We start from the raw sequence: 20,124 nt of genomic DNA on the forward strand, positions 1-20,124 counted from the left end.
AAGGAGCCCTGGCCCGCTATGCTTACCACTCTTTATAAGGATCCGGAAAAGTATAAGGAGGTTTATTGGTCCAAAATTCCCGGGATGTATCTGGCCGGTGACATTGCCACAAAAGACGAAGACGGTTATTTCCGGTTCCAGGGTCGCTCTGATGATGTCCTCAACGTAGCCGGCCACCGGATTGGCACTGCCGAGATAGAAAGTGCCCTGGTCAGCCATAAGTACGTGGCAGAGGCGGCATGTATAGGTGTTCCGGACAAGGTTCGTGGAGAGGTGGCCAAGATTTTCGTCACGTTAAAGCAGGGTGTGGAAGAGGACGAAGACACCTTGGTAAATGACCTCAAAGCCCATGTCCGGAAGGTCCTGGGACCCATTGTGATCATCCGCGGGATAGAATTTACCGACAAACTGCCTAAGACCAGGAGCGGCAAGATCATGCGCCGGGTCCTTAAGGCCAGGGAATTAGGATTAAAAGAAGGCGATCTGTCGACCCTTGATGACTAAGGGACGGTGTTGTCTACAATGGAGCTGCCACTGGATAAGGTTCTGGATTTCCTGACTACCAAATAAATTCCAGCTCTGCTTTTTCTCGAGAGGGCAATATTTGGCGGGATGGTTCTATGATAATCTTTACAAGAGCTCGGTCTTGTGGATCTGTCTTGCTGGCTGAAATCTCCAGATTCTCAGGATTCGGATGGCCACTCTTTTCCCAGAATAATGAAAAAGCCCTCTCAAGCCCTCTCTGAAGCTCCACTGGTTCAAGGTCCTTCTTGAAATGATCCTTGCACCACAAGATGAAGTGGGTAACTCTGGAGACAAAAGCCTGGTAGCTCAATGAACCGCTTGCAACCGTTGTTTCTGCCGGCATGAATGCCATGTCTTTACTCTGGGGGGCAACCAAGGGCATGATTCCTGCCCTGATGAACTGTTGAATCCTTTCCTCGGCAAGATAAGTCTCGGTGGCAAGTGGTCTGGTTGTGTCTTGCCTATTCAGGGCCAGGTCCTCAAGTCTTACCTCCTGCCATTCAGTAAATCGCGTGGGCCACCCTGTCTTGGCAAAACTCTGACTCATGAGGCAGCCCAGGGCCCACACCGGGCTGATCCAAAGGTGACGGGGCTCCTCAAAGCGAACCAGTCGAGGTGTATTATCCGGTCCGTAAGGATAGCGAGTCAAAAAACGGTTACAGGTGACCGCTAACCACCTTGCTGAATCAGTCTTTGCCAGACGGCGCCATTTGGCAAAGGCCGATTCGTCAAGATAATGGGGCAAGAAGGAGAGTTTTTTAAGGTCATCCCAGGTGTCGAGATACAAAAACTTCTGGGTGATCCATCCGACCGTTGGTGCAAGAACGGTTTCTGCAAACTGGGCGACTTTTTCAAGGAGTTCAAGGCTCTTTGGGGAATTATCAAAAGGAATATCAACAATGACCAGAGAGGGGAGATCCCGGATCAGTCTTGTTACCAATGTGTTCAAGGTTTCATCCAGGGTTTCAGGAGACACAGGGACTATTTCAAGCTCTATCTCTCCATTTATTCCCCCCTGCTTCAGGATCAACCTTGTCCCACGCCAGACGGCTTCGAGATCCCTGAATTCCTGATAAGAAAAAACATGGCTCACTATCCGTTGCAGCAAAGAATCGATCTGCGCAGTGAAGCTGTGCGTTTCAGCACGAGGAGTCGGACCTTCTTCCGGCAAAGCGACCATTTTCAAAATATCATCAACAGCGCTCGTGGAAGTCTTCCTTGGTTTTTGATGCTCAGTCTCTACCCGGATCGGGGGAAGGTCCGGCCATTGCCTGAGCCTGGCGCCAATTTCTTGTGCGGATACGCCTTTTGCCTTGGCTCCCTTGATGAATTCCTTGGCATCCAAGAGGTTCTTCAAAAAACTGTTGTTTTGAGCGAGTCCGTCGGGGTGGAAATCTTTCAAGCTTTTGCAGGTAAAGGTGAGGCCGCCGGCAGGGCAGAGATCTTTGGAAATGGGGACGTGAAATGACAGGTTCAGATCCTGCATAACCTGATCCAGATTTGTCTTATCAATTCGTATGGGGGCTTCAGACCAACAAGCATGTTGTTGCGGTGTAAAAGGCGCTAGGGCCAAAATCCTAAAAGGCATGGATGGGATTTGCATTGTTTCTCCGAAAAACGGGAACCAGGTTTAAATACGCTAGTCAAGAGGAACTTGCTCTAACGACGCAGGAACTTCTTGAACATGGCCTTGGCGCCCTTGAAACTCTTGTGTGTAGGCTCCTGTCGCGGAGGCATCTCCTCTTTGTCATGGGATGGAGACACGGGTTGTTCGGGCGCCGGTTCTTCGATTTCCGCCAGACGGCCCCCGCCCAGAAAGCGAAAGATCGGCCCTTGATGAGGACTGAAGGCCAAACTGTCATCAGGGTTTAGGGGTGCCTGAAGGTGAACGGGTTGCCCGTTGATAGAGAGCATCTTCTGCCCTGTGAGATCTTGCGCCCAGTATTGACCTTGACTAAAGAAGATCTGAGCATGGCGATCAAGGATTGCAGTATGGTCCAGAACAAAATCACATGCTGGGTTTTTCCCGATCGATACGGGAAGCTCTTTGAAAGAACGAAGGGTGGGGCCGTATTGGATGATGAGTGGCGCCTGAACCCTTTGAATTGCAATCTCCTCCGGTTCATACCTCCGGGGTTGGGGCTGTGCCTGGGGCACATGGGGCCTTTCATACGAGGGCATTTCAGGTGGCTTCGGAGGAGGACTTGCCAGTCGTAGATCTTGCATTTGAGGTTGTGGGACGCGCTCTATTTCGGGGGGCATACCCGGCGGAGAGACGCTCTGTATTTCCGGTTGGTCCTCCATAATCTTGGTCAGAAAGCTGACCTTTGGTCCGCCTTCGGCAAAGGTCAGGACATCCCCGTCTTTGAGATGGACTTCTTTGACTCTTTTTCCGTTTACAAATGTCCCGTTTGTACTCTGGTCAATCAGCTTAAAACGGTTGCCTTCTCTTGTGATTTCAGCATGGTTGCGAGAGATGATGGTCAGGTCCTTGGGGAAATGCACATGGCCCGAAGGATCACGTCCAATAGAGATCACCTGGTCGGAGAACTCCTGTATTTCGCCTTTCAGCGGTCCCTGTATATGAACAAGCTGAACAACTATTATGGGCGGGCTTTTCATTGATTAATATATATTATAACCTAAAATTGATTACTTGTGTCAAGAGAATAATTGGTCTTAATTTATCCAATTGGTTGTGGAATTCGTTTGATCTTGGGGCATTTTTTGGTTATAATTAATTTTTAATCGTAAATAGCATAAGTTCGCTATTTGACACAACAGGGAAACAGATGCCCCAGATTGCATATTTTGGCAAATCAGATGTTGGCCTGAAACGCGCCAATAATGAAGATGCTTTTCTCCTAAGACCTGATCTGGGTTTTTGCCTTGTGGCAGACGGCATGGGTGGCGCAGCGGCCGGAGAACTAGCGAGTGGTATTTTCACCGAAACTGCATTGGAAGTTTTTTCAAAGACCGTGAGCCGACGTGAAAAAGAAACCCTCGATCTTGTTCAAAAGGCCTTTGCTTGGGCTAACGAGAGGGTTCTGGATCATGTAAAGGACAACCCTGAACACAACGGAATGGGATGTACGGCTGAATTGATAGCATTTTTCAACGATGGCTTTGTTCTTGGTCACATGGGAGACAGTCGAACCTATCTTTTTAGAAATGGGCAACTGAAGCAACTGAGCAAGGATCATTCCTTTGTCCAAGATCAGGTGGACCAGGGCTTGATTTCTCAGGCCGAAGCCAGAAACCATCCAATGCGTAACATTGTTCTCAGAGCTGTTGGTGTCAAAGAGAGTCTGGCCCTTGACCTCGTAAGAGGAAAAGCCACACCCGGCGACCTGTTTCTGCTTTGCTCGGACGGTCTTACAGACATGATCGATGACACCCTTATTGAGGACGTCCTGTTTCCGAAAAGCGCTTTGTCTCAAAAGGTGGAAAGACTCATTGAGCTGGCCAAATCTGCTGGAGGTTTCGATAATATTACGGTAGTTCTTGCAGATGTAACCTAAAAAAGGTTGCAAATAGGTCTCGATTTCAACTACGATATAAATATGGGATGACAGAGTGTCTGGAGGAGATGTCACGCCCGATAAAGTGGCTAAGCTGTAGGTAGCAGTCGTTTTTTCCGGCAAATTTCCTTTCCTTGACCGTGGCCTTGGTCCTACAGCAAGGGCCCCTGTCGTCCCATTTCCTCAGACTTGCAGCTTTGCAAGCCTTCATCTAAGAGTGCCTTGCTTTTTGTGCAGAAACCGTCCCCAGAAAAAATCGATTTCGTGATGGGCGAAGGAGAAGTCCTTAGCGAGCTTGACTCAAGCAAATAGGTGTGGCAAGTATGCTCCAATAAGATCGCGAAGCGATTTTATCAATGGAGGGGCCAAATGACTCCCGAGCGGCTGAAATCCTGGGTCATTTAATTATAGAAACTGTAAAAGAAGAGGATCTGACATTGTTGGAAGAAAATTAAGTGGAAATCCATTCTTCCGTTCGCAAGATTCAAGTAATCGATTGACCCGGGCCATAAGATATCTCAAAGAACAGGGTATTGCATTTGAAGTGGCAGAATATGACCACCTCCACAAAGGTGCGCTATTTGCCTCTCAGGCCCTTGGGATTCCTGTCGAAAGAACCATCAAAACTCTAGTGGTCGAAGTTTCCAAGAAAGGCTATCTTGTGGTTCTCATGCCGGGAAGCAAGAGTATCTCTTTTAAGAAGCTTGCCAAGATCCGAGGAGTAAAAAGAGCTGCCATGGTCAACACGGCCATGGCAGAGCGTTTGACCGGTTACCTGGTAGGAGGCATTAGCCCCTTTGGAATGAAACAACGCCTGCCCGTGGTGATTGACGCAGGACTGCTGGCCTTTGATAAAGTGGCCATCAACGGGGGAAAGAGAGGGGTCATGCTGATCATGGCCCCGTTGGACATAATAATGACTACTGGGGCTGAGGACATCGAGTTGTGAAATCGCGAAAGCGATTTCATTGTGGAGAAACGGCCATGAAAGTTCCGCTGTTGGATTTAACAGCCCAATATAAAAAGATAAAAGACGACGTTCTTAAAGCGACACTTGAAGTTTATGAGAGCCAGCGTTTCATACTGGGGCCAAAGGTCAAAGAGCTTGAACAAGGCATTGCCCAGTATTGCCGGTGTAAATATGGAGTTGGCGTATCCTCGGGAACTGATGCCCTTTTGATTTCCCTGATGGCTGCAGGTATTGGCCCAGGGGATGAGGTGGTGACCACGCCGTACACTTTTTTTGCCACAGTGGGTTCTATTGTTCGCGTGGGCGCTGTGCCGGTTTTTGCAGACATTGAAAAAGACACATACAATATGGACCCACGATCACTTAAGGGCAGGATTACAAAACGAACTAAAGCAATAATTCCTGTCCATCTGTTCGGGCAATGTTGTGATATGGGCCCGATTCTGGAACTTGCGCGTAAGCACGATCTTGTGGTTATCGAAGACGCAGCACAGGCAATAGGAGCGGAATACAAGGGTCAACGGGCAGGTTCTATGGGTGATTTGGGTTGCTTTTCGTTCTTTCCGTCGAAAAACCTGGGCGCCTTTGGCGACGGGGGCATGGTTACGACTTCTTCCGATTCCTTGTGCGAGAAGCTCAAAATAATCCGTGTGCACGGTTCAAGCCCCAAGTACTATCATAAGCACTTAGGTGGAAACTTTCGCTTGGACGCACTTCAGGCCGCTATCGTTTTGGTAAAGTTGCCATGTCTGGACGGGTGGACCACGTCACGTCAGGCCAATGCGCGAAGGTATTGCGAGCTTTTTGCCGATAAGGGGTTGGATGAGATCATCAGGATGCCCGCAGAAAAAAATGGCAGGCACATATATAATCAGTTTATCATCTCGGTTCCGGATCAAAGGGACGAACTCAGAGAGATGTTGTATGAAGCCGGAATAGGTACGGAGATATACTATCCGGTTCCCATGCACATGCAGCCTTGTTTTGAGGGCGTCTATGGCAAGAAAGGTGATTTTCCGATAGCAGAAGATGCTGCTCACAAAACCCTCGCTCTTCCTATCTATCCAGAATTGACCCATGAGCAGCAGGCGTATGTAGTTGAGAAGATTAGGTCATTTTATGCCTGACAGGGAAAATGAACTTGCTTTTTCCAGCGTGAGGGGTTAATATAAAAAAATTGTGGGGATGTAGCTCAGATGGGAGAGCGCGGCGTTCGCAATGCCGAGGTCAGGGGTTCGATCCCCCTCATCTCCACCAACCCCCTCTTTTTTGTTGGATACTTTCTAACCCGGACGAGCCGGAACCAAAAAGCGGAAACAAAATCTACCAACAAAAAATCTCGCCAAATACTGAAAAAGGGATCTACGAATCCAGCCAGAAGGGTATCCAAAATGCCCTTTCCGGTGAAGCCATGCAGAACCAGTCTTTACAATTGAATCCCATAAAGAGCCTTTGGGAAATCCTTGAAAACTCGATGATAGTTTCCTGGTACTCAATACTGCGCTTCCTTCCTACAGACGTGCTCAACGTAGCCACCGTACACACCGTAGGAGGCTGTAAGCTGACCTTTGCTTATGGCCGGAGAATTCGTCAACCAAAATAAGGAGCAGGAAACCTGAAAACACGAATATTGATCGTAGATGATGAGCAAGATTTCGTACAGGCATTGACAGAACGCCTGGCCATTCGCGATTTTCAGGTGGCTACGGCCTATAGCGGGGAGGAGGCTGTTAAAAAAGTGAAGGCCTACAACTATGATGTGGTCATTTTGGACGTGCTGATGCCTGGGATGGATGGGCTGGCGACCTTGCATGCCATCAAGGAAATAAAGCCCCTGACCGAAGTCATTATGTTGACCGGAAATGCCAGCGTTGAGACGGCCATCGAAGGAATGAAACAGGGCGCTCTGGATTTTCTCATGAAGCCCTGCGACCCCGAAAAGCTGCATGCCAAGATCAAGAAGGCGCAGGCGAGAAAGGCCGAACACGAAGAGCGCATCCGGGAAGCCAAGGTCCAGCTGCTGATTTCATCGCCTCGATCTGTTTTGAAAGATGATTGATCCAGGCTTATTTTTTTGCCTTGACGCAGGAGGTTTCTTATGCTAGCATTAAAATTTAGTCTCTAAAGGGGAAATCTTATCAACACCACTCACCAAGAAGGAGGCATCCAATGCATGTGCTTAAGAATGGACATTCGGTAATTGGCGTTTTTGTGCTGTTGTGTTTGGCAATTGCTTTTTTGGGATGCGCAACCACCTCGCAGATGCAGGCCCTTGAAGAAAAAACCCAGCAAGCCCTGGAGACGGCAGAGAAGGCCTTGAAGGATGCCCAGAGCGCCAAGGCGGGGGTTGAGGATTCGGCCAGATACAGTCGCGAGGCGGCGGCGGGTGCTCGAAGAGCGGAGGATGCAGCCTCTCGTGCTGAAAAAGCTGCCATAGCCTCAGAAGCCTCTGCCGACAGAGCCGAGCGGATGGCCAAGAAATCCGAGGACATCTTCAATCGGCTGACGGCAAAATAGATTTGTAGCACTCACGGATGGGACGGCATCACGACGCTTTTTTGTGCGCTCCGGACAGGTCCTTATGCTCCGTGGTGCCTGTGCAGGCGCGTAATACTTTCAACCGTGCGTACTACCTCATCATCGGAAAGCGGCGGGCGACACCGAACTATATTCCAGCATAACAGCAACTCCAAGGTAACATCCGGATCAACAGCATGCCCACGGGCAAAACCAGTTTTTTTCTCCCGCGTGCTCTGTGTTAACCCTGTGATCAATTTGGATGACCTTGGGTGATATACTCCTAACTTGTCCCGTAGCTTCCTTTTAAAGAAACGTATAACACCTGACAGATAACCTTTTCTTTGAAACCCTTGTCGCCTTTTTCGAGCAAAACAAGATCTTGATTTTCCCCGTCCATAACGGGCCCAATGAGTTTTCCTTTTTCGTCGAGCTGTTCAATCAAAGGAGGTGGAATCTCGTGGCATGCCGCTGTGATACAGATTCTCTCATAGGGAGACATCTGTGGATACCCTGTCCCCCCGTCTCCTTTGATAAGGACGATGTCATCATAACCTGCATTTTCGAGGTTATTCCTCCCAAACTCAAAGGTCAGCGGGTCGATTTCAATGCATACCACCAGACCATCTGAGCCAACGATTTCTCTGGCGAGGGCCGTGCCATAGCCGGACCCCAGACCGACCTCGAGAAATCTATGGCCTTTATCCAAACCCAGGGGCTCATAAAAAAGGGGATAGCTGTGGGGACATGATATGGTCGAGTCTTTGCCTGGGAGGGGGAGGGGAACCTCAAGATAGGCATAATCCTTGTAATCAAGGGGTATGAAGTCTTCCCTTCTAACCCTTAACATGGCATCTCTTATACGCTCTGATCTGAGATATCCATGCCTGATGAGCCACCTCACCTTCTTTTCTCTTTCTTTCTTTAATACTTCGCTGCTCTTAACAGGCGCTTTTGGTGGCGGTACGATCCAGCCTCGCATTTTTCTAGACATCCTTTTTTGATCGCTTCAGCAAGGCCAGAAATCTGCTCGTGGATATTCTTTTTTGAACATCTAAGCTCTTTTAATGACGCAATAAAAGACTCAAGAGCCACCAGAGCGGTTCGAGATTTACCAATAACATGCAGATGATCCCTGAGAAGCCTGTATAATATTTCCAGATTGTTCTTACTCATAATGACATCCACAGATAAACCATAAGATATACGAGCAACGCAGCCAGGCGGGATGGACCTGCCTGCCGGCAGGCAGGTCGGCGCATCAAAATGTGAAGTTATTCTTAAGCGAGCCCTTAGTCCGTCGAGGCGCCTCCCGTGGCCCTCCTGCTTTCATCACTCTACTTGCAAAAAAGTCGAATTCGTACGCCAAGAGACTCGACAAGCCCTATACACTAATGGTTGTCGGCAATCTAATGAGTATTGGAAATGCCGAATTTCCCAGTGGATCGAGAAGCAGTTTACCTCCATGGTCAGAAATTATCTTGTGAGCTATGTTTAAAAAAAGTCCAAGACTCCAGGGCTTGTCCTGTAAAGCAGGATCAAAGACTTCAGATAAATGGCTATTCCTATCGAATTCCCCAATGACAATTTCGAGTTCGTTCCCGGCATACTGAATGACTATTTCCAATTCTGAGCCTTTAGGAACGCCTGGTAGCATTTCCTTAAAGATCATGGCAACGGCCCTCTTGAAAAGATTCCCATCAAGGGGGACCATAACACGAGAAGTATTGACAATAAGGCGAGGGACCCGACCGCTTTCTGGTGATTTCCAGTTTTGACTATCGATCACCTCCTGAACAAGATGATCAACTCTCTCTAGCGTCTTGTGGGGTGGAGGCAATTGCACAAAATAATCCACCTCTTTTAGAACTCCTTCTACCCTTTCCACAAGATTCATAATCATCTGAAATTTAGCATCGTCTGGACGCTCTGACCCTGATTGGGCAATTCTTCTCGCCAATCCCCCTATGGCCATGAGAGGGTTTCTGATTTCATGGGCCATTGCCTGAGCCAAGCGGACATAAGCCGCTTTCCGCTCCATATCAATCAAGCGTACTTCTGTCTCCCGCAGGGAATCCATGGCGCTGGCGTAAAGATTCTTTAGTTCGGACCAGAGACGAGCATTCTCGATAAGCGGCCCAAGCATGAAGGCTATTGTTGTCAAGAACTCCAGATCGTCTTGCGTGTAAGCGCCTGCAATATTGCGATCTAAATAAATAAGACCATGGATTTGACTATGATAGATGAGAGGAACACACAGAGCAGACCTAATGCGCAGGGCGATGACGCTCTCTTGTTCCTTTAAAGAAGCCTCACTCAGCGCATCCTCTAGAAGCAACGATTCCCCATTCTTGAATAACCGGTTCACAATGGTCCTGCTGAGTGGAACGGATTCCGGAGCAGAGTCTACTAGTATTGGCCTAAGGGTCCCGTCTTCTTGAAACAGGGCGAGATAGTTCCGATCCTGTTTGAAAATGTCCTTTAATCTCGAGAAGATTTTATCTCCCAAGACCCTCAGATCTTGGTTTTCAGATAACTCGGAGGTAATTTCGTAGATCAATCTTAGCTTTTCCTGATCCAGTTTCCGTCCAGCTTTGGAGTCAAGAGAATGCAACACAAGGGTTTGTTCCGCGAAGTCCTCCTTTGCTTGGGCCACCGAAAGCCTTGTCTGGCCCAATTGCAAGCAATCTCCCGGGTTCAGGCGGGCCTTTTTTGTTATTTTCTTGTCGTTCACATAAACCCCGTTAGCACTTTGAAGATCTTCAATCCATATCTGCTCATTCATGTGAAAAATGAGGGCATGGCGTTGCGAAACGCTGAGATCGGGGAATCTCAGGTTGGTTTCATGGCCGCGCCCCACAACACAGGGCAGGTCTATTTCATAACTTTTCCCAGAACCCAATTCTTGAAGCACAATACGTTTTGTCATGCCAGTCTTGGTGATTTTGGTCATAAGCATTCGCTTTTCATCGATAAGCATTCGGTTTTTAGCAGTGCGTTAGTTGTGAATTTCATGCTTTTTCTGACAGAAAATTTTGAAGACAATCACGCCTCTTCGTGCCTTCGTGGTGATCTTGTTTTTTTGGTTCCGGCTTGGCCGGGTTAGGGGATTAGTGTAGGTAGAAATCATGGATTGCTTTTTCAGTCATAGATTTCTTCAGTCATCAACCTCAATTGAGGCCAGACGTTCTTTCAACCTTTCGAAGGCCATTTGCCCGCTTTCCTTCCAAAAGAGTTGAGCTTGATAGGACTGATGGGGCCTAAAGGCATGCCTACACTCTTCAAGAGGCGTACCAACGATATTCAAGTTGTTGATGTCTCCTTCCCCCAGCCCGTCCTGGCTGCAAAAGTACAGGTAGCCAATGGACTGGGGATCAAACCCCATAAGATAAGCCGTCAATGTGTCAACGGCCACCCCATCTGTGCCGGCAATGGCAACATGCCAGTCTACGCTGTCTCCGGAGACAGGCCCGTTTCCCTCCATGGCTCTAAACCCGTCTAAGACACAGAGGTGGGGTGGGATGATGCGGACAAGCTGGTAAAGAAAAAGATGCACGTTTAGATAACCTTGGTGTAGTTTGACTTTGTCGCTGCCCGAGATCCTTGTGATACCGAGGCGACTCAACCCCTGAAACGAAAACAGTGGTTTTAGCCAGGAGGGAACAAGCTTCAGGAGTTGGTCGGAAACACCACCCACAAGGTTTGAAAGGTTAAAACCCATGTCTCGAATAAGACTTCCAACCACCATATTCTTAAGAGTCAGAGTCACTATGGCTGCATCGTGAGTCTTTGGAATTGTCAGAGAGATCCTGTGATCACTCTCCAATACTGTCTTTGCTATCCTAAAGGGCCAGGATCTTAGTTCTTGGTCGTACAGGGTAACGGTCTGGTAAGCATCCCTATTCAGATCCATAAGCTCAACGTCACCGTAAGTGTCAGCCAGCTCGACAAAGCCAAAATTCTCATAGCCTTTAGCGGTGTCAGAGGTTGCAGCCCCCTCGGCTATAGTCAGCGGATGGTCTGTGTGTTGACGGACAAAATCCACAACTGCCCTGGCAGCCTCTCGATGTGTGGCGGCGAACTGGACCTCAGTGGAAACAAAGTTAGGTTTCAGCACGTGCCGTGCCCCTGAAACCGCCTCTTTGCCCAAGAGGTTAAGCGCCTGGGCGATATTCTGGTACCGGTCAGTGCCCTTAACGAGTGCTACGGTAGGATGAGACATTAGAACAACTCCAGCAAAATGGTATGAATCTACAACATAGTTGCTTCATACCAGGTTATGAAACAGAGGTAAACAGGACGGTGGCAGAATGGAAAGGTTATATTCTGCAAGCTCTTCACGAAGTCTTCACCGACTTTCGGCCATCATGATTTCAGTGCGCGGATGGTGAGTTGTCTCTTGGAAAGGGCAGGTTTGTTGAGGAAAAGCCGTGACAGCGATTGGATGCCTGAAAAGCGTGGGTTCTCAAATGATTACGCCTCATGGCAGCGGCCTTTGGCTAAGGGCTCGCTCAAAAATAACTTCACATTTTGATGCGCCGATCCATCTCGCCTGGCTGCGTTGCTCGTCCGAATAATCTTGACTGAATCCGGGAAGTCGAAATGCTAACTATCTGCAATAACACCGCATTCCAGAGAGAGTGTAGATTTCGTCATTCTGCCGCCGCAGGATTAGGATTCTCCGGATATAACTCTCATTTGTAGATCTTCATCCGAAAACCAAATTCCCCCGACACAACTTTCTGTCATATATCGCTGATCCGAGTTTGCTGGAGACTGCTTGTGGTTTCGTTATGACATCTTTTGTCCTACCTTCGCTGGTAGCCTCCCTGAACTTTTGTCAGGGATACTCCCCTCCGAAGAAGCACTTTGATGCACTTGGACTCGTGTCGCTGCCCGGACATGTCCAGCACTGGACACCCCACGGCTTCAAAGAAGCACTTTGATGCACTTGGACTCGTGTCGCTGCTGACACATCTGCAACGACTTCAATCTACGATATGAACCGACGTGGTACGGAACTGTATGCCCGGTGGTGTGGGAGAGTGGCAGCGCTTTTTTTGTCTTTGGGGTTTCTTGTGGACTGCGGCTGGCATACTTCGTGCATGTTAATACAGCATCGTGGAAGTCTGGGGTCGGTGGCAAACCTTCTCTCCACAACAAAAAAATAGATTGGGATGAGACCTGACCCCGACTCCGGATTTCCCGCCCTCAAACTGCCGGACACCCTTCCTCTGATCACCCGCAATTCTCTAACGGCTCAGGAGTTGAATGTCCCCACAACGAGCTGAAATAGTAGCGAAATTTTAGGTTGTTCGAAAAATACGCCTTTGCGAACGTATTTTGAACCGCAGAATATTGAATCCCGCGGACGCGCGAAATGCTGAAGCAAATGACAAAGAAGGAACTGGCAAATATTTGCCACTGAGAAAAAAATCTTGCCACTGAGAAGGAAATCCAGGGGTTACGCATTTGTTCCTTATTATGCCGAAGAAGGCAGGGATCTGTCATCACGCAAAGAGAAAGAAAACAACGATTCCCACCAGAGTGTGTACGATAATGCCGAATACGGTAAAGCCTAAAAGACCCCATATCCATGGGGATCTGTTCTTTGTCTTGGCAATATATCCGGTTGCTATACCCATAAGAAGACAGGTGCCAAGGATCTGCCATATGTCCATATCAGGATTTCCTCCGTCGCCCTAGGGCTTGTAAACCTCAAAGGATATCTCGCCCAATATCTTGCTTTCATAAAGGAGTTGAAAAACCCATTCTCCGGGGACTAACTCCCATTCATGGTCAAACCCGTAGCCGGTGCCGTAGACTTCACCTATCTCGTGTTCTTTTACATATTCATGGCCGTAAAGCAACCCGTCATTTCTCGGGTCTTTGAGGCCCGGATATATTTTTCTTATTCTTATGCGGACCTTTTCTTTTTTTGGAATTCCGTTGACCACATATCTAAACCCAAAGCGGGTTCCAAGGACAGCCGGTATCCTGGTGGTTTCCTCCAAGAATCTTGTCTTTGTGACGATTCTTCGTCTACCCCCGGGCGAATGTGTAATATCTTCCATCTGCTGTATTTCAGCGCTGTACGTTCCGAACTTTGTGACATCCACACCCCATACTTCCACAGTCCCGGAGGCAAGTGAAGCGTCCGTCCACCAAGAAACGGCAAGTACCAGGGTGATAAGCCCATAGAGTCCCTTTTTCATTCTTGTGCCTGTTCGGGGTTAACCGCCAGGTAAGCATCGATGAATCTCTGGACCATCTTTTTAACCTTGCCCCGGATGCGGGGTATGCTATTGGTGATACCCAGATAGGAGGTTGACCAGGTGCGGGAAAGCGCTTGTGTGGCTGTGTCGCGGACAAGAACAACGTCCTGATTGAATTCAACGGTGACTTCAAAGGCGTAAAGGTCGAAGTCCAGAACGTCTGCCAAAGCGACGTCGCTGACAATACTCACTTCCACACAGCATACAGGTCCGCCCTTTGTTTTGACCCATTCCTTTTTAGAGAGCACCTTGATTCCAGCCATGCGAAGCTGTAGCTCCGTGTCTGCCTTTAAGACGGCTGTTGAGATTCCGTGCCCTTCAATCTCAGGGCTCAGTGTCTCGACTACCACATAGACGCCATGAAGACCGCCAAGGGTCGTTCGAGTGTATTGACTATTCTCGACTGCCGAAGCAAAGGAAACCGAACCTAAGGCTGCCAAGGACGACAAAACTACAAGTCCTAGAACAGTTGCCATACGATAATTTGGGGTCATGAGTTATTCCTCTTGATCCAGGCAGTCGAACAGTGGATATTTACTTTATAATTGAAGAATAATCAACCACCTTATTTTTGTTGACAGGAGCCGGGAATCTTTGTATGCATTCTAAAAGCTTTGCGGAAAGGTTTTTCCCCATGCCGAGAGTGTACAGGGCCGACTATCATTGTTACGCGAGCGTTGCTGTTGGCCCACGTCTTAGTTGAGCTTATACGTTTTTAAAGACAATCAGAAGCCGTGAGCCGAAAGGCTTGCGGCTTTTTTCGTATGAAAGGAGGTGAAGGGGTGATATTCGGGTTTTTGATAGCTACAAAACAGAATTTGATTGGAGGAGACTGCTATGAATAAGAGAAAAAACAGCTTGGTGATTGCGCTCTGGGTTGGCATTTTTGTGTTTTTGTCCGCAGCCTTAACGTTCTCCTATGCCAAGAAGGCCGAGGCAAAGGAACCTTACAAAGTGGGGGCCATCTTTTCGGTTACAGGCCGTGCCTCATTTCTAGGTGAACCCGAAAAAAAGACGGCCGAGATGATTGCCGAACGGATCAATGCGGCCGGCGGCATTAACGACCACCCGCTTGAATTGATCGTATATGACGATGAAGGTGACGCCACCAAGTGCAATGTGGCGATGAAGAAACTGATCAACCAGGACAAGGTAGCTGTGGTCATCGGCCCGTCAACCAGCGGCACATCACTGGCTATTGTGAGTGTTGCGGAAAGAGCCAAGATACCCATGATCTCGTGCGCTGCCAGCAAAAATATTGTTATGCCCGTGGAAAAGCGGCACTGGGTATTCAAGGTGGCCGGCTCGGATATTCACGTTTCACAACGGATCTTTGCCCACATGAAGAGCAAGGGGATCACCAAGGTGGCCATTATGACAGGCACCACCGGATTCGGGGCAAGCGGACGAGAAGAACTCCTTGCCTTTGCATCCCAATTTGGCATTAGTATTGTGGCAGACGAGCGGTATGGTCCCAAGGACTCGGACCTGACAGCTCAGTTGACCAAGATAAGGGGGACAGGTGCCCAGGCTATCGTGAACTGGTCTATCGGCCCCACGCAGGTCTTGGCCGTAAAGAACTGGCGAGCCCTTGGCATGAATAATCTGCCTCTCTATCAGAGCCACGGCTTTGGAAGCCACAAAAACATTGAGCTGTGTGGCAAGGACGCGGAAGGCGTGCTCTGTCCCCTGGCACGGGTCAATATCGGACGTCTTCTTCCTGACAGCCATGTCCAGAAAGAGGTCGTCATGAAATACACGGATGCCTATGAGAAAAAATACAAGGAACCCATATCCTCCTTTGGCGGACATGCCTGGGACTCCATAAACGTTGCTGTCAAGGCCTTGGAGACTGTAGGTCCGGATCGTGCTAAGATCCGCGATTTTATTGAGCAGTTGACCGGCTTTGTGGGGCAGCACGGTGTATTCAATTTCTCGGCCACCGACCACAACGGCCTGTCCAAAGATGACCTGGAGATGGTGGTTGTCAAAAACGGAGACTGGGCATTGGCGGATTAGTCGTATTATGGAAGGAATCTCTTTTTCAAGCCAGCTTATTCAGTACGCGATAACCGGTGTCACGGTCGGGAGCATCTACGCCCTGGTTGCCATTGGGTTTAACATCATTTACAACGTTACCGAAATCATCAACTTCGCCCAGGGGGAGTTTGTAATGCTCGGTGGGCTTTTTATGGTTTTCTTTGCCACCGTCATGCAGATCCCCCTTCTGCTGGCCTTTTTTCTTACTCTCACCGTGGTGATTGCCATTGGGGTCATGATGGAGCGGTTTGCCATCTTTCCTGCAAAGAACGCTTCGGTGCTCACCATGATCATCATAACCATTGCCTGTTCCATACTTCTGAAGGGGGCGGCCATGTATGGATGGGGCAAGGACCCCTTCATGCTAGCTCCGTTTTCTGATCGAAAGGCCTTTGTTTTCGTGGGGGCCGCGGTTTTTCCACAGTCCCTATGGATCCTGGGAACGACCCTTATCGTTGTTTTTCTCCTGACGTTTTTTTACAAGCGCACAAGGTTTGGCAGGGCAATGATCGCAAGCTCCGACAATCCGGATGCTGCTCAACTCATGGGGATTGACGTGAAGACTATGGTCATGGTCTCCTTTGGTTTAAGCGCGGCTGTGGGCGCTGTGGCGGGCATCGTGATTACGCCCATATCCTTAATGGAATATGACCGCGGGGCGCTTCTGGGCCTCAAAGGCTTTGGCGCCGCCGTCTTGGGAGGATTGGGTCATTTCTACGGAGCAGTGCTTGCGGGATTCATGGTGGGGCTCATGGAGTCGTTTTGTGCAGGGCTCATATCGTCGGGTTATAAAGACGCGGCAGCGCTAGTGGTCTTGCTCCTTGTATTGTTTCTAAGGCCAAGCGGTCTTTTTGGAAGCAAGGAAGTAATGAAGATGAAGGAATTCTGACAACCGATATGACCACCACTGCTGGCAAGAAAGACATTCGTGTTTTGATATGGCTTGTGGCTGGCATTGCGATTTTCCCGGCCCTGGTATTGAACGTCCCGAGTTTTAGACATTATGTTGACATCATGGTTTTTGTGGGGATATTTTCCCTGGTCAATATTGGCCTTAGTCTTGTAATGGGCTATACTGGGCAGGTGTCCCTGGGGCAGGCCGCGTTTTTTGGGCTGGGGGCCTATGTTTCCGGCATATTGACGGCCAAATTTGGATGGTCGCCGTGGGCTGCCATACCTGTCGGAGTGGTCCTGACAGGTATGGTGGCTTTTGTGGTGGGGGTTCCATCTCTGAAACTCAAGGGGCACTATCTGGCCATGGCCACCCTTGGCTTTGGAGTCATTCTTTATGTTGTGTTCAACGAAGAAGTTGCCCTGACCGGAGGCCCTTCAGGGCTTGCCGATATTCCGGGCATTGCGATTGGTCCATGGGAAATAGACACGTCGCTCAAATATTACTATTTGGTGTGGGCCTTTGTTTTTGCTGTTCTTCTTTTTTCAATCAACGTCATACATTCCAGGGTGGGCAGAGCCCTTCGCTCTATCCACGGCAGTGAGATAGCAGCCAATGCCATGGGGGTACCCACGTCATCCTACAAGACACGGATCTTTGTGATAAGCGCAGTTTATGCCTCTTTGGCAGGAGCCCTTTATACGCATTACATGACGTTTCTTAGCCCCAGTTCTTTTGACCTCTTCTGGTCGATTAAATTCCTCATGATGGTTGTCGTAGGGGGCATGTCGAGCATCTGGGGCGCGCTTCTGGGCACCTGCCTCCTGACATATCTCTCAAATGAATGGCTCCACATGTTTCACGATTTTGATGTCCTGATCTATGGCCTTGTGCTCCTTTTGATTATCATGTTTCTGCCAAAGGGACTTGTGAGCCTGGCGAGGAAAGGCTAGGAAAGGACGTCGTTAAGGCATAAGTTGTTACCTTTGCCTCAGTGATTCACTCATTCCTGAATTCCGTTATGAACTTCTTTAAGATGTTGCGCGCTGATTCATCAGTTTCAATGAACTGAATTCCTGTCAAGAACCTTCCGTCGTTACCTGTTTTATTGTGAATTACTTTCCCTTTTATGTCTATCAGTTCATTTTCCATGGCTATGACAAGCGACACTGTGTGCTGTGGATCGATAGGCGTATGCGTTTCCAACAGGATTCCGCCTTCACTGACATTTAAGGTTCTTCCTGCTCCCTGTGCCACTATCTCATCGTTTTCATCTATACAAAAATACGACAGAAGGTTCAGTGAACTGATTCTGGAATGCTTTCGCCTCTCTTTTTTATGCACATCTTTCACCCAAGTTAAGGGTTTGTCACAAAATTAGTATCGCAAGATTCGTAGGATGCTGAAAAGATTAGCTCTGTTCTTGTGTCGAAATGACACATTCGTTCAATCCGACTTTTTTCGAAATTTTCATAAACGATTTTTGGAGAGATGTCAATGGATAGCTTGGCTGGCTCAGGGCTGCGTCAAACTCAAATTATGAAAAAATCCATAAGGTACCTTGACGTGTTGCTCGCAGTGATTATATTTTAGTCTAGGTAACAAGCGTAACTGTTGATAATAACAGAGAAAGGAGGTTTCGGTTATGCGCGAATTATTACCCATTTTAAGACGAACTGGTTTGTGGGCTCGTCCACAAGGGGACCTGTTCGACCGATTTTTCGAGGATTTCAGGTTGCCGAGCCTGCTTCATGAGGAAAGGGAATGGGTTCCGGCATTTGACGTGTCTGAGACCCAAAAAGAGGTTATTGTTAAGGCTGAAGTCCCGGGAATGAACAAGAAAGACATCGACATTACTCTCTCAGATGGTTTGCTGACAGTAAAAGGCGAGAGAAAGCAGGAAGAGCAAGAGGAGAGTGAGAACTACCATCTGGTAGAAACTCGCTATGGCGCCTTTTCCAGAACTATGCGACTTCCATGTGAGGTTGATGCTGACAAGGTAGACGCAACTTACAGGGACGGGTTGCTGAAGATCAGACTCCCCAAGTCCCAAAGCGCCAGGGAAAGGAAAGTCGAGATCAAGAGCTAACAATCCATAGCCTCTAACGTGTGTCGGGCTTTTGCCCGACACACGTTTTTTTCTCAGAGAATTCAGAGTAGGTCTTTGTAAGCTCCTATGATCATTTGGGCGGCTGAATGGATCTCGGCCTCAGTGTTTTCCCTGCCAAGAGTCAACCGCAGGGCGCCGCGTCCTATCTCTTTTGTGACTCCCATGGCTGCCAGGACGTGCGAAAGACGCACGGAACGGTCGTGACAGGCCGCGCCTGTGGAAGCGCAGATTTCAGGTATGCAATCGAGCAGCCTTCCACCCTCCACGCGGGGCAGGGAAACGTTGAGCGTATTGGGCAGGCGGGCTTCTTGATGTCCATTCAGTGCAAGGTCTGGTATCGCTTTGACAAGAAGTCCATGAAGCAGGTCTCGAAGTTCGCGCAGGCGCTTTGCTTCTGTTGACATCCGCTCTCGGGCCAGAACACAGGCCTTTCCAAGGCCAACTGCAAACATCACATTTTCTGTGCCGGCCCTGCGCCCCGATTCCTGACCGGCTCCGTGCATGAACGGCTCTATCTTTAAGCCGTCCTTCATAAAAAGAGCGCCTACTCCTTTTGGCGCATACATCTTGTGACCTGCAAGAGAGAGAAAGTCCACGTTCAGTCTGGAGAGATCAATGGGGACCTTGCCCGCTGATTGAGCCGCGTCAGTATGAAAAAAGATGCCTGCCTTCTGTGCCAGAGCTCCGATCTCTTCAATGGGCTCTATTGTTCCGGTTTCGTTATTGGCATGCATGACGGAGATCAATACGGTCGTGGGCCGGACGGCTTCCTTGACTGTCGCAGGATCCACCAGTCCGGTTGAATCAACTGGCAGGAAAGTCACATCATAGCCATGATACATCAAGAAAAGGCAGGGATTTGTCACGGCCGGATGTTCTATAGCCGTGGTGATAATGTGGCGACCCTTCTCTAAAAGGCTGTGGGCTACGCCTTTGATCACCATATTGTTTGACTCAGTGCCGCCGCTTGTGAAAACGATCTCCTGCGGCAAGCAACTAATAAGTTCTGCCACCTGCGCTCTAGCTTTTTCCAGGTCCTCTTTGGCAAGGCGACCCAGGGCATGGCTGCTACTGGGGTTCCCGTACTTTTCTCCCCAGTATGGCTTCATGGCCTCTGCCACCTCCGGATCAACAGGGGTGGTTGCATTGTGGTCGAGGTAGATCATGGGTGTAAATGCCTAAAGAGAGCTAAAATGCCTTGTATACTGGAATTTAGATATAAGAGTTAGCATTTGAGGGTACGGGGGATGTCCCCAGCCCTCCAATATTACAAG

Annotated in this window: 20 protein-coding genes and 1 tRNA gene; 11 read left to right on the forward strand and 10 right to left on the reverse strand. The window is 48.9% G+C overall.

Annotated features, from left to right (window positions below; all coding sequences use genetic code 11):
• Positions 1-504, forward strand: a 504-nt coding sequence (locus JW883_17075; protein MBN1843976.1) for an AMP-binding protein, incomplete at its 5' end; no start/stop codon positions are given.
• A 55-nt stretch (positions 505-559) separates the two neighbouring features.
• Here the strand turns inward: JW883_17075 and JW883_17080 are convergent.
• Together JW883_17080 and JW883_17085 are read right to left on the reverse strand one after the other, a co-directional pair.
• Positions 560-2,128: a type VI secretion system contractile sheath large subunit gene (locus JW883_17080; protein ID MBN1843977.1), complete on the reverse strand. Its 1,569-nt coding sequence runs from the start codon at positions 2,126-2,128 to the stop codon at positions 560-562.
• 56 nt (positions 2,129-2,184) lie between these two features.
• Positions 2,185-3,147 (reverse strand): FHA domain-containing protein, encoded by a 963-nt coding sequence (locus tag JW883_17085; protein ID MBN1843978.1) that lies wholly within the window; start codon positions 3,145-3,147, stop codon positions 2,185-2,187.
• 170 nt (positions 3,148-3,317) lie between these two features.
• Here JW883_17085 and JW883_17090 point away from each other — a divergent pair, with 170 nt between their 5' ends.
• The 6 genes from JW883_17090 (at position 3,318) to JW883_17115 (ending at position 7,533) form a co-directional block, all read left to right on the forward strand.
• Positions 3,318-4,046: a Stp1/IreP family PP2C-type Ser/Thr phosphatase gene (locus JW883_17090; GenBank protein MBN1843979.1), complete on the forward strand. Its 729-nt coding sequence runs from the start codon at positions 3,318-3,320 to the stop codon at positions 4,044-4,046.
• Between the two features lie 496 nt (positions 4,047-4,542).
• The gene (locus JW883_17095) at positions 4,543-4,995 is read left to right on the forward strand and encodes an aminoacyl-tRNA deacylase (GenBank protein ID MBN1843980.1); all 453 of its coding nucleotides are present in this window, start codon (positions 4,543-4,545) and stop codon (positions 4,993-4,995) included.
• Between the two features lie 35 nt (positions 4,996-5,030).
• Positions 5,031-6,143, forward strand: a complete 1,113-nt coding sequence (locus JW883_17100) for a DegT/DnrJ/EryC1/StrS family aminotransferase (protein MBN1843981.1) — start codon at positions 5,031-5,033, stop codon at positions 6,141-6,143.
• 54 nt (positions 6,144-6,197) lie between these two features.
• Positions 6,198-6,273, forward strand: a tRNA-Ala gene (locus JW883_17105).
• Positions 6,274-6,631: 358 nt separating this feature from the next.
• Positions 6,632-7,075 (forward strand): response regulator, encoded by a 444-nt coding sequence (locus tag JW883_17110; GenBank protein ID MBN1843982.1) that lies wholly within the window; start codon positions 6,632-6,634, stop codon positions 7,073-7,075.
• A 110-nt stretch (positions 7,076-7,185) separates the two neighbouring features.
• Positions 7,186-7,533 (forward strand): hypothetical protein, encoded by a 348-nt coding sequence (locus JW883_17115; GenBank protein MBN1843983.1) that lies wholly within the window; start codon positions 7,186-7,188, stop codon positions 7,531-7,533.
• A 283-nt stretch (positions 7,534-7,816) separates the two neighbouring features.
• Here JW883_17115 and pcm read toward each other — a convergent pair whose 3' ends face one another.
• The 6 genes from pcm to JW883_17145 form a co-directional block, all read right to left on the reverse strand.
• On the reverse strand, positions 7,817-8,515 hold the full coding sequence (pcm, locus tag JW883_17120) for a protein-L-isoaspartate O-methyltransferase (GenBank protein MBN1843984.1): 699 nt from the start codon (positions 8,513-8,515) through the stop codon (positions 7,817-7,819).
• Between the two features lie 402 nt (positions 8,516-8,917).
• The gene (locus tag JW883_17125; protein MBN1843985.1) at positions 8,918-10,492 is read right to left on the reverse strand and encodes an FHA domain-containing protein; all 1,575 of its coding nucleotides are present in this window, start codon (positions 10,490-10,492) and stop codon (positions 8,918-8,920) included.
• A 198-nt stretch (positions 10,493-10,690) separates the two neighbouring features.
• The gene (locus JW883_17130) at positions 10,691-11,755 is read right to left on the reverse strand and encodes a DUF362 domain-containing protein (GenBank protein ID MBN1843986.1); all 1,065 of its coding nucleotides are present in this window, start codon (positions 11,753-11,755) and stop codon (positions 10,691-10,693) included.
• Between the two features lie 1,288 nt (positions 11,756-13,043).
• Positions 13,044-13,214: a hypothetical protein gene (locus tag JW883_17135; GenBank protein MBN1843987.1), complete on the reverse strand. Its 171-nt coding sequence runs from the start codon at positions 13,212-13,214 to the stop codon at positions 13,044-13,046.
• 21 nt (positions 13,215-13,235) lie between these two features.
• A complete protein-coding gene (locus JW883_17140; GenBank protein MBN1843988.1) occupies positions 13,236-13,748 on the reverse strand; it encodes a DUF3859 domain-containing protein in 513 nt (170 codons plus the stop codon).
• Complete coding sequence (locus tag JW883_17145) at positions 13,745-14,302, reverse strand: hypothetical protein (protein MBN1843989.1); 558 nt, start codon at positions 14,300-14,302, stop codon at positions 13,745-13,747. Before JW883_17145 ends, JW883_17140 begins: the two co-directional genes overlap by 4 nt.
• A gap of 343 nt (positions 14,303-14,645) precedes the next feature.
• On the opposite strand from JW883_17145, the gene JW883_17150 reads away from it, so the two are divergent.
• Genes JW883_17150 through JW883_17160 form a run of 3 tightly spaced genes read left to right on the forward strand, consistent with a single transcriptional unit; the run spans position 14,646 to position 17,693 of the window.
• Positions 14,646-15,827 (forward strand): ABC transporter substrate-binding protein, encoded by a 1,182-nt coding sequence (locus JW883_17150; protein ID MBN1843990.1) that lies wholly within the window; start codon positions 14,646-14,648, stop codon positions 15,825-15,827.
• A gap of 7 nt (positions 15,828-15,834) precedes the next feature.
• A complete protein-coding gene (locus JW883_17155) occupies positions 15,835-16,737 on the forward strand; it encodes a branched-chain amino acid ABC transporter permease (protein ID MBN1843991.1) in 903 nt (300 codons plus the stop codon).
• A gap of 8 nt (positions 16,738-16,745) precedes the next feature.
• Positions 16,746-17,693, forward strand: coding sequence for a branched-chain amino acid ABC transporter permease (locus tag JW883_17160; GenBank protein ID MBN1843992.1), 948 nt, complete (start codon positions 16,746-16,748; stop codon positions 17,691-17,693).
• A 46-nt stretch (positions 17,694-17,739) separates the two neighbouring features.
• On the opposite strand, the gene JW883_17165 is transcribed toward JW883_17160, so the two are convergent.
• Positions 17,740-18,084, reverse strand: a complete 345-nt coding sequence (locus tag JW883_17165; GenBank protein MBN1843993.1) for a PilZ domain-containing protein — start codon at positions 18,082-18,084, stop codon at positions 17,740-17,742.
• A gap of 301 nt (positions 18,085-18,385) precedes the next feature.
• Here JW883_17165 and JW883_17170 point away from each other — a divergent pair, with 301 nt between their 5' ends.
• Positions 18,386-18,829 carry an Hsp20/alpha crystallin family protein gene (locus JW883_17170; GenBank protein MBN1843994.1) on the forward strand — a complete coding sequence of 148 codons (444 nt, stop codon included), beginning with the start codon at positions 18,386-18,388 and terminating at the stop codon, positions 18,827-18,829.
• Positions 18,830-18,891: 62 nt separating this feature from the next.
• On the opposite strand, the gene JW883_17175 is transcribed toward JW883_17170, so the two are convergent.
• A complete protein-coding gene (locus JW883_17175) occupies positions 18,892-20,016 on the reverse strand; it encodes a cysteine desulfurase (GenBank protein ID MBN1843995.1) in 1,125 nt (374 codons plus the stop codon).
• Positions 20,017-20,124: the final 108 nt, after the last annotated feature.

This window comes from Deltaproteobacteria bacterium, from assembly GCA_016930875.1.
GTDB lineage: Bacteria > Desulfobacterota > Desulfobacteria > Desulfobacterales.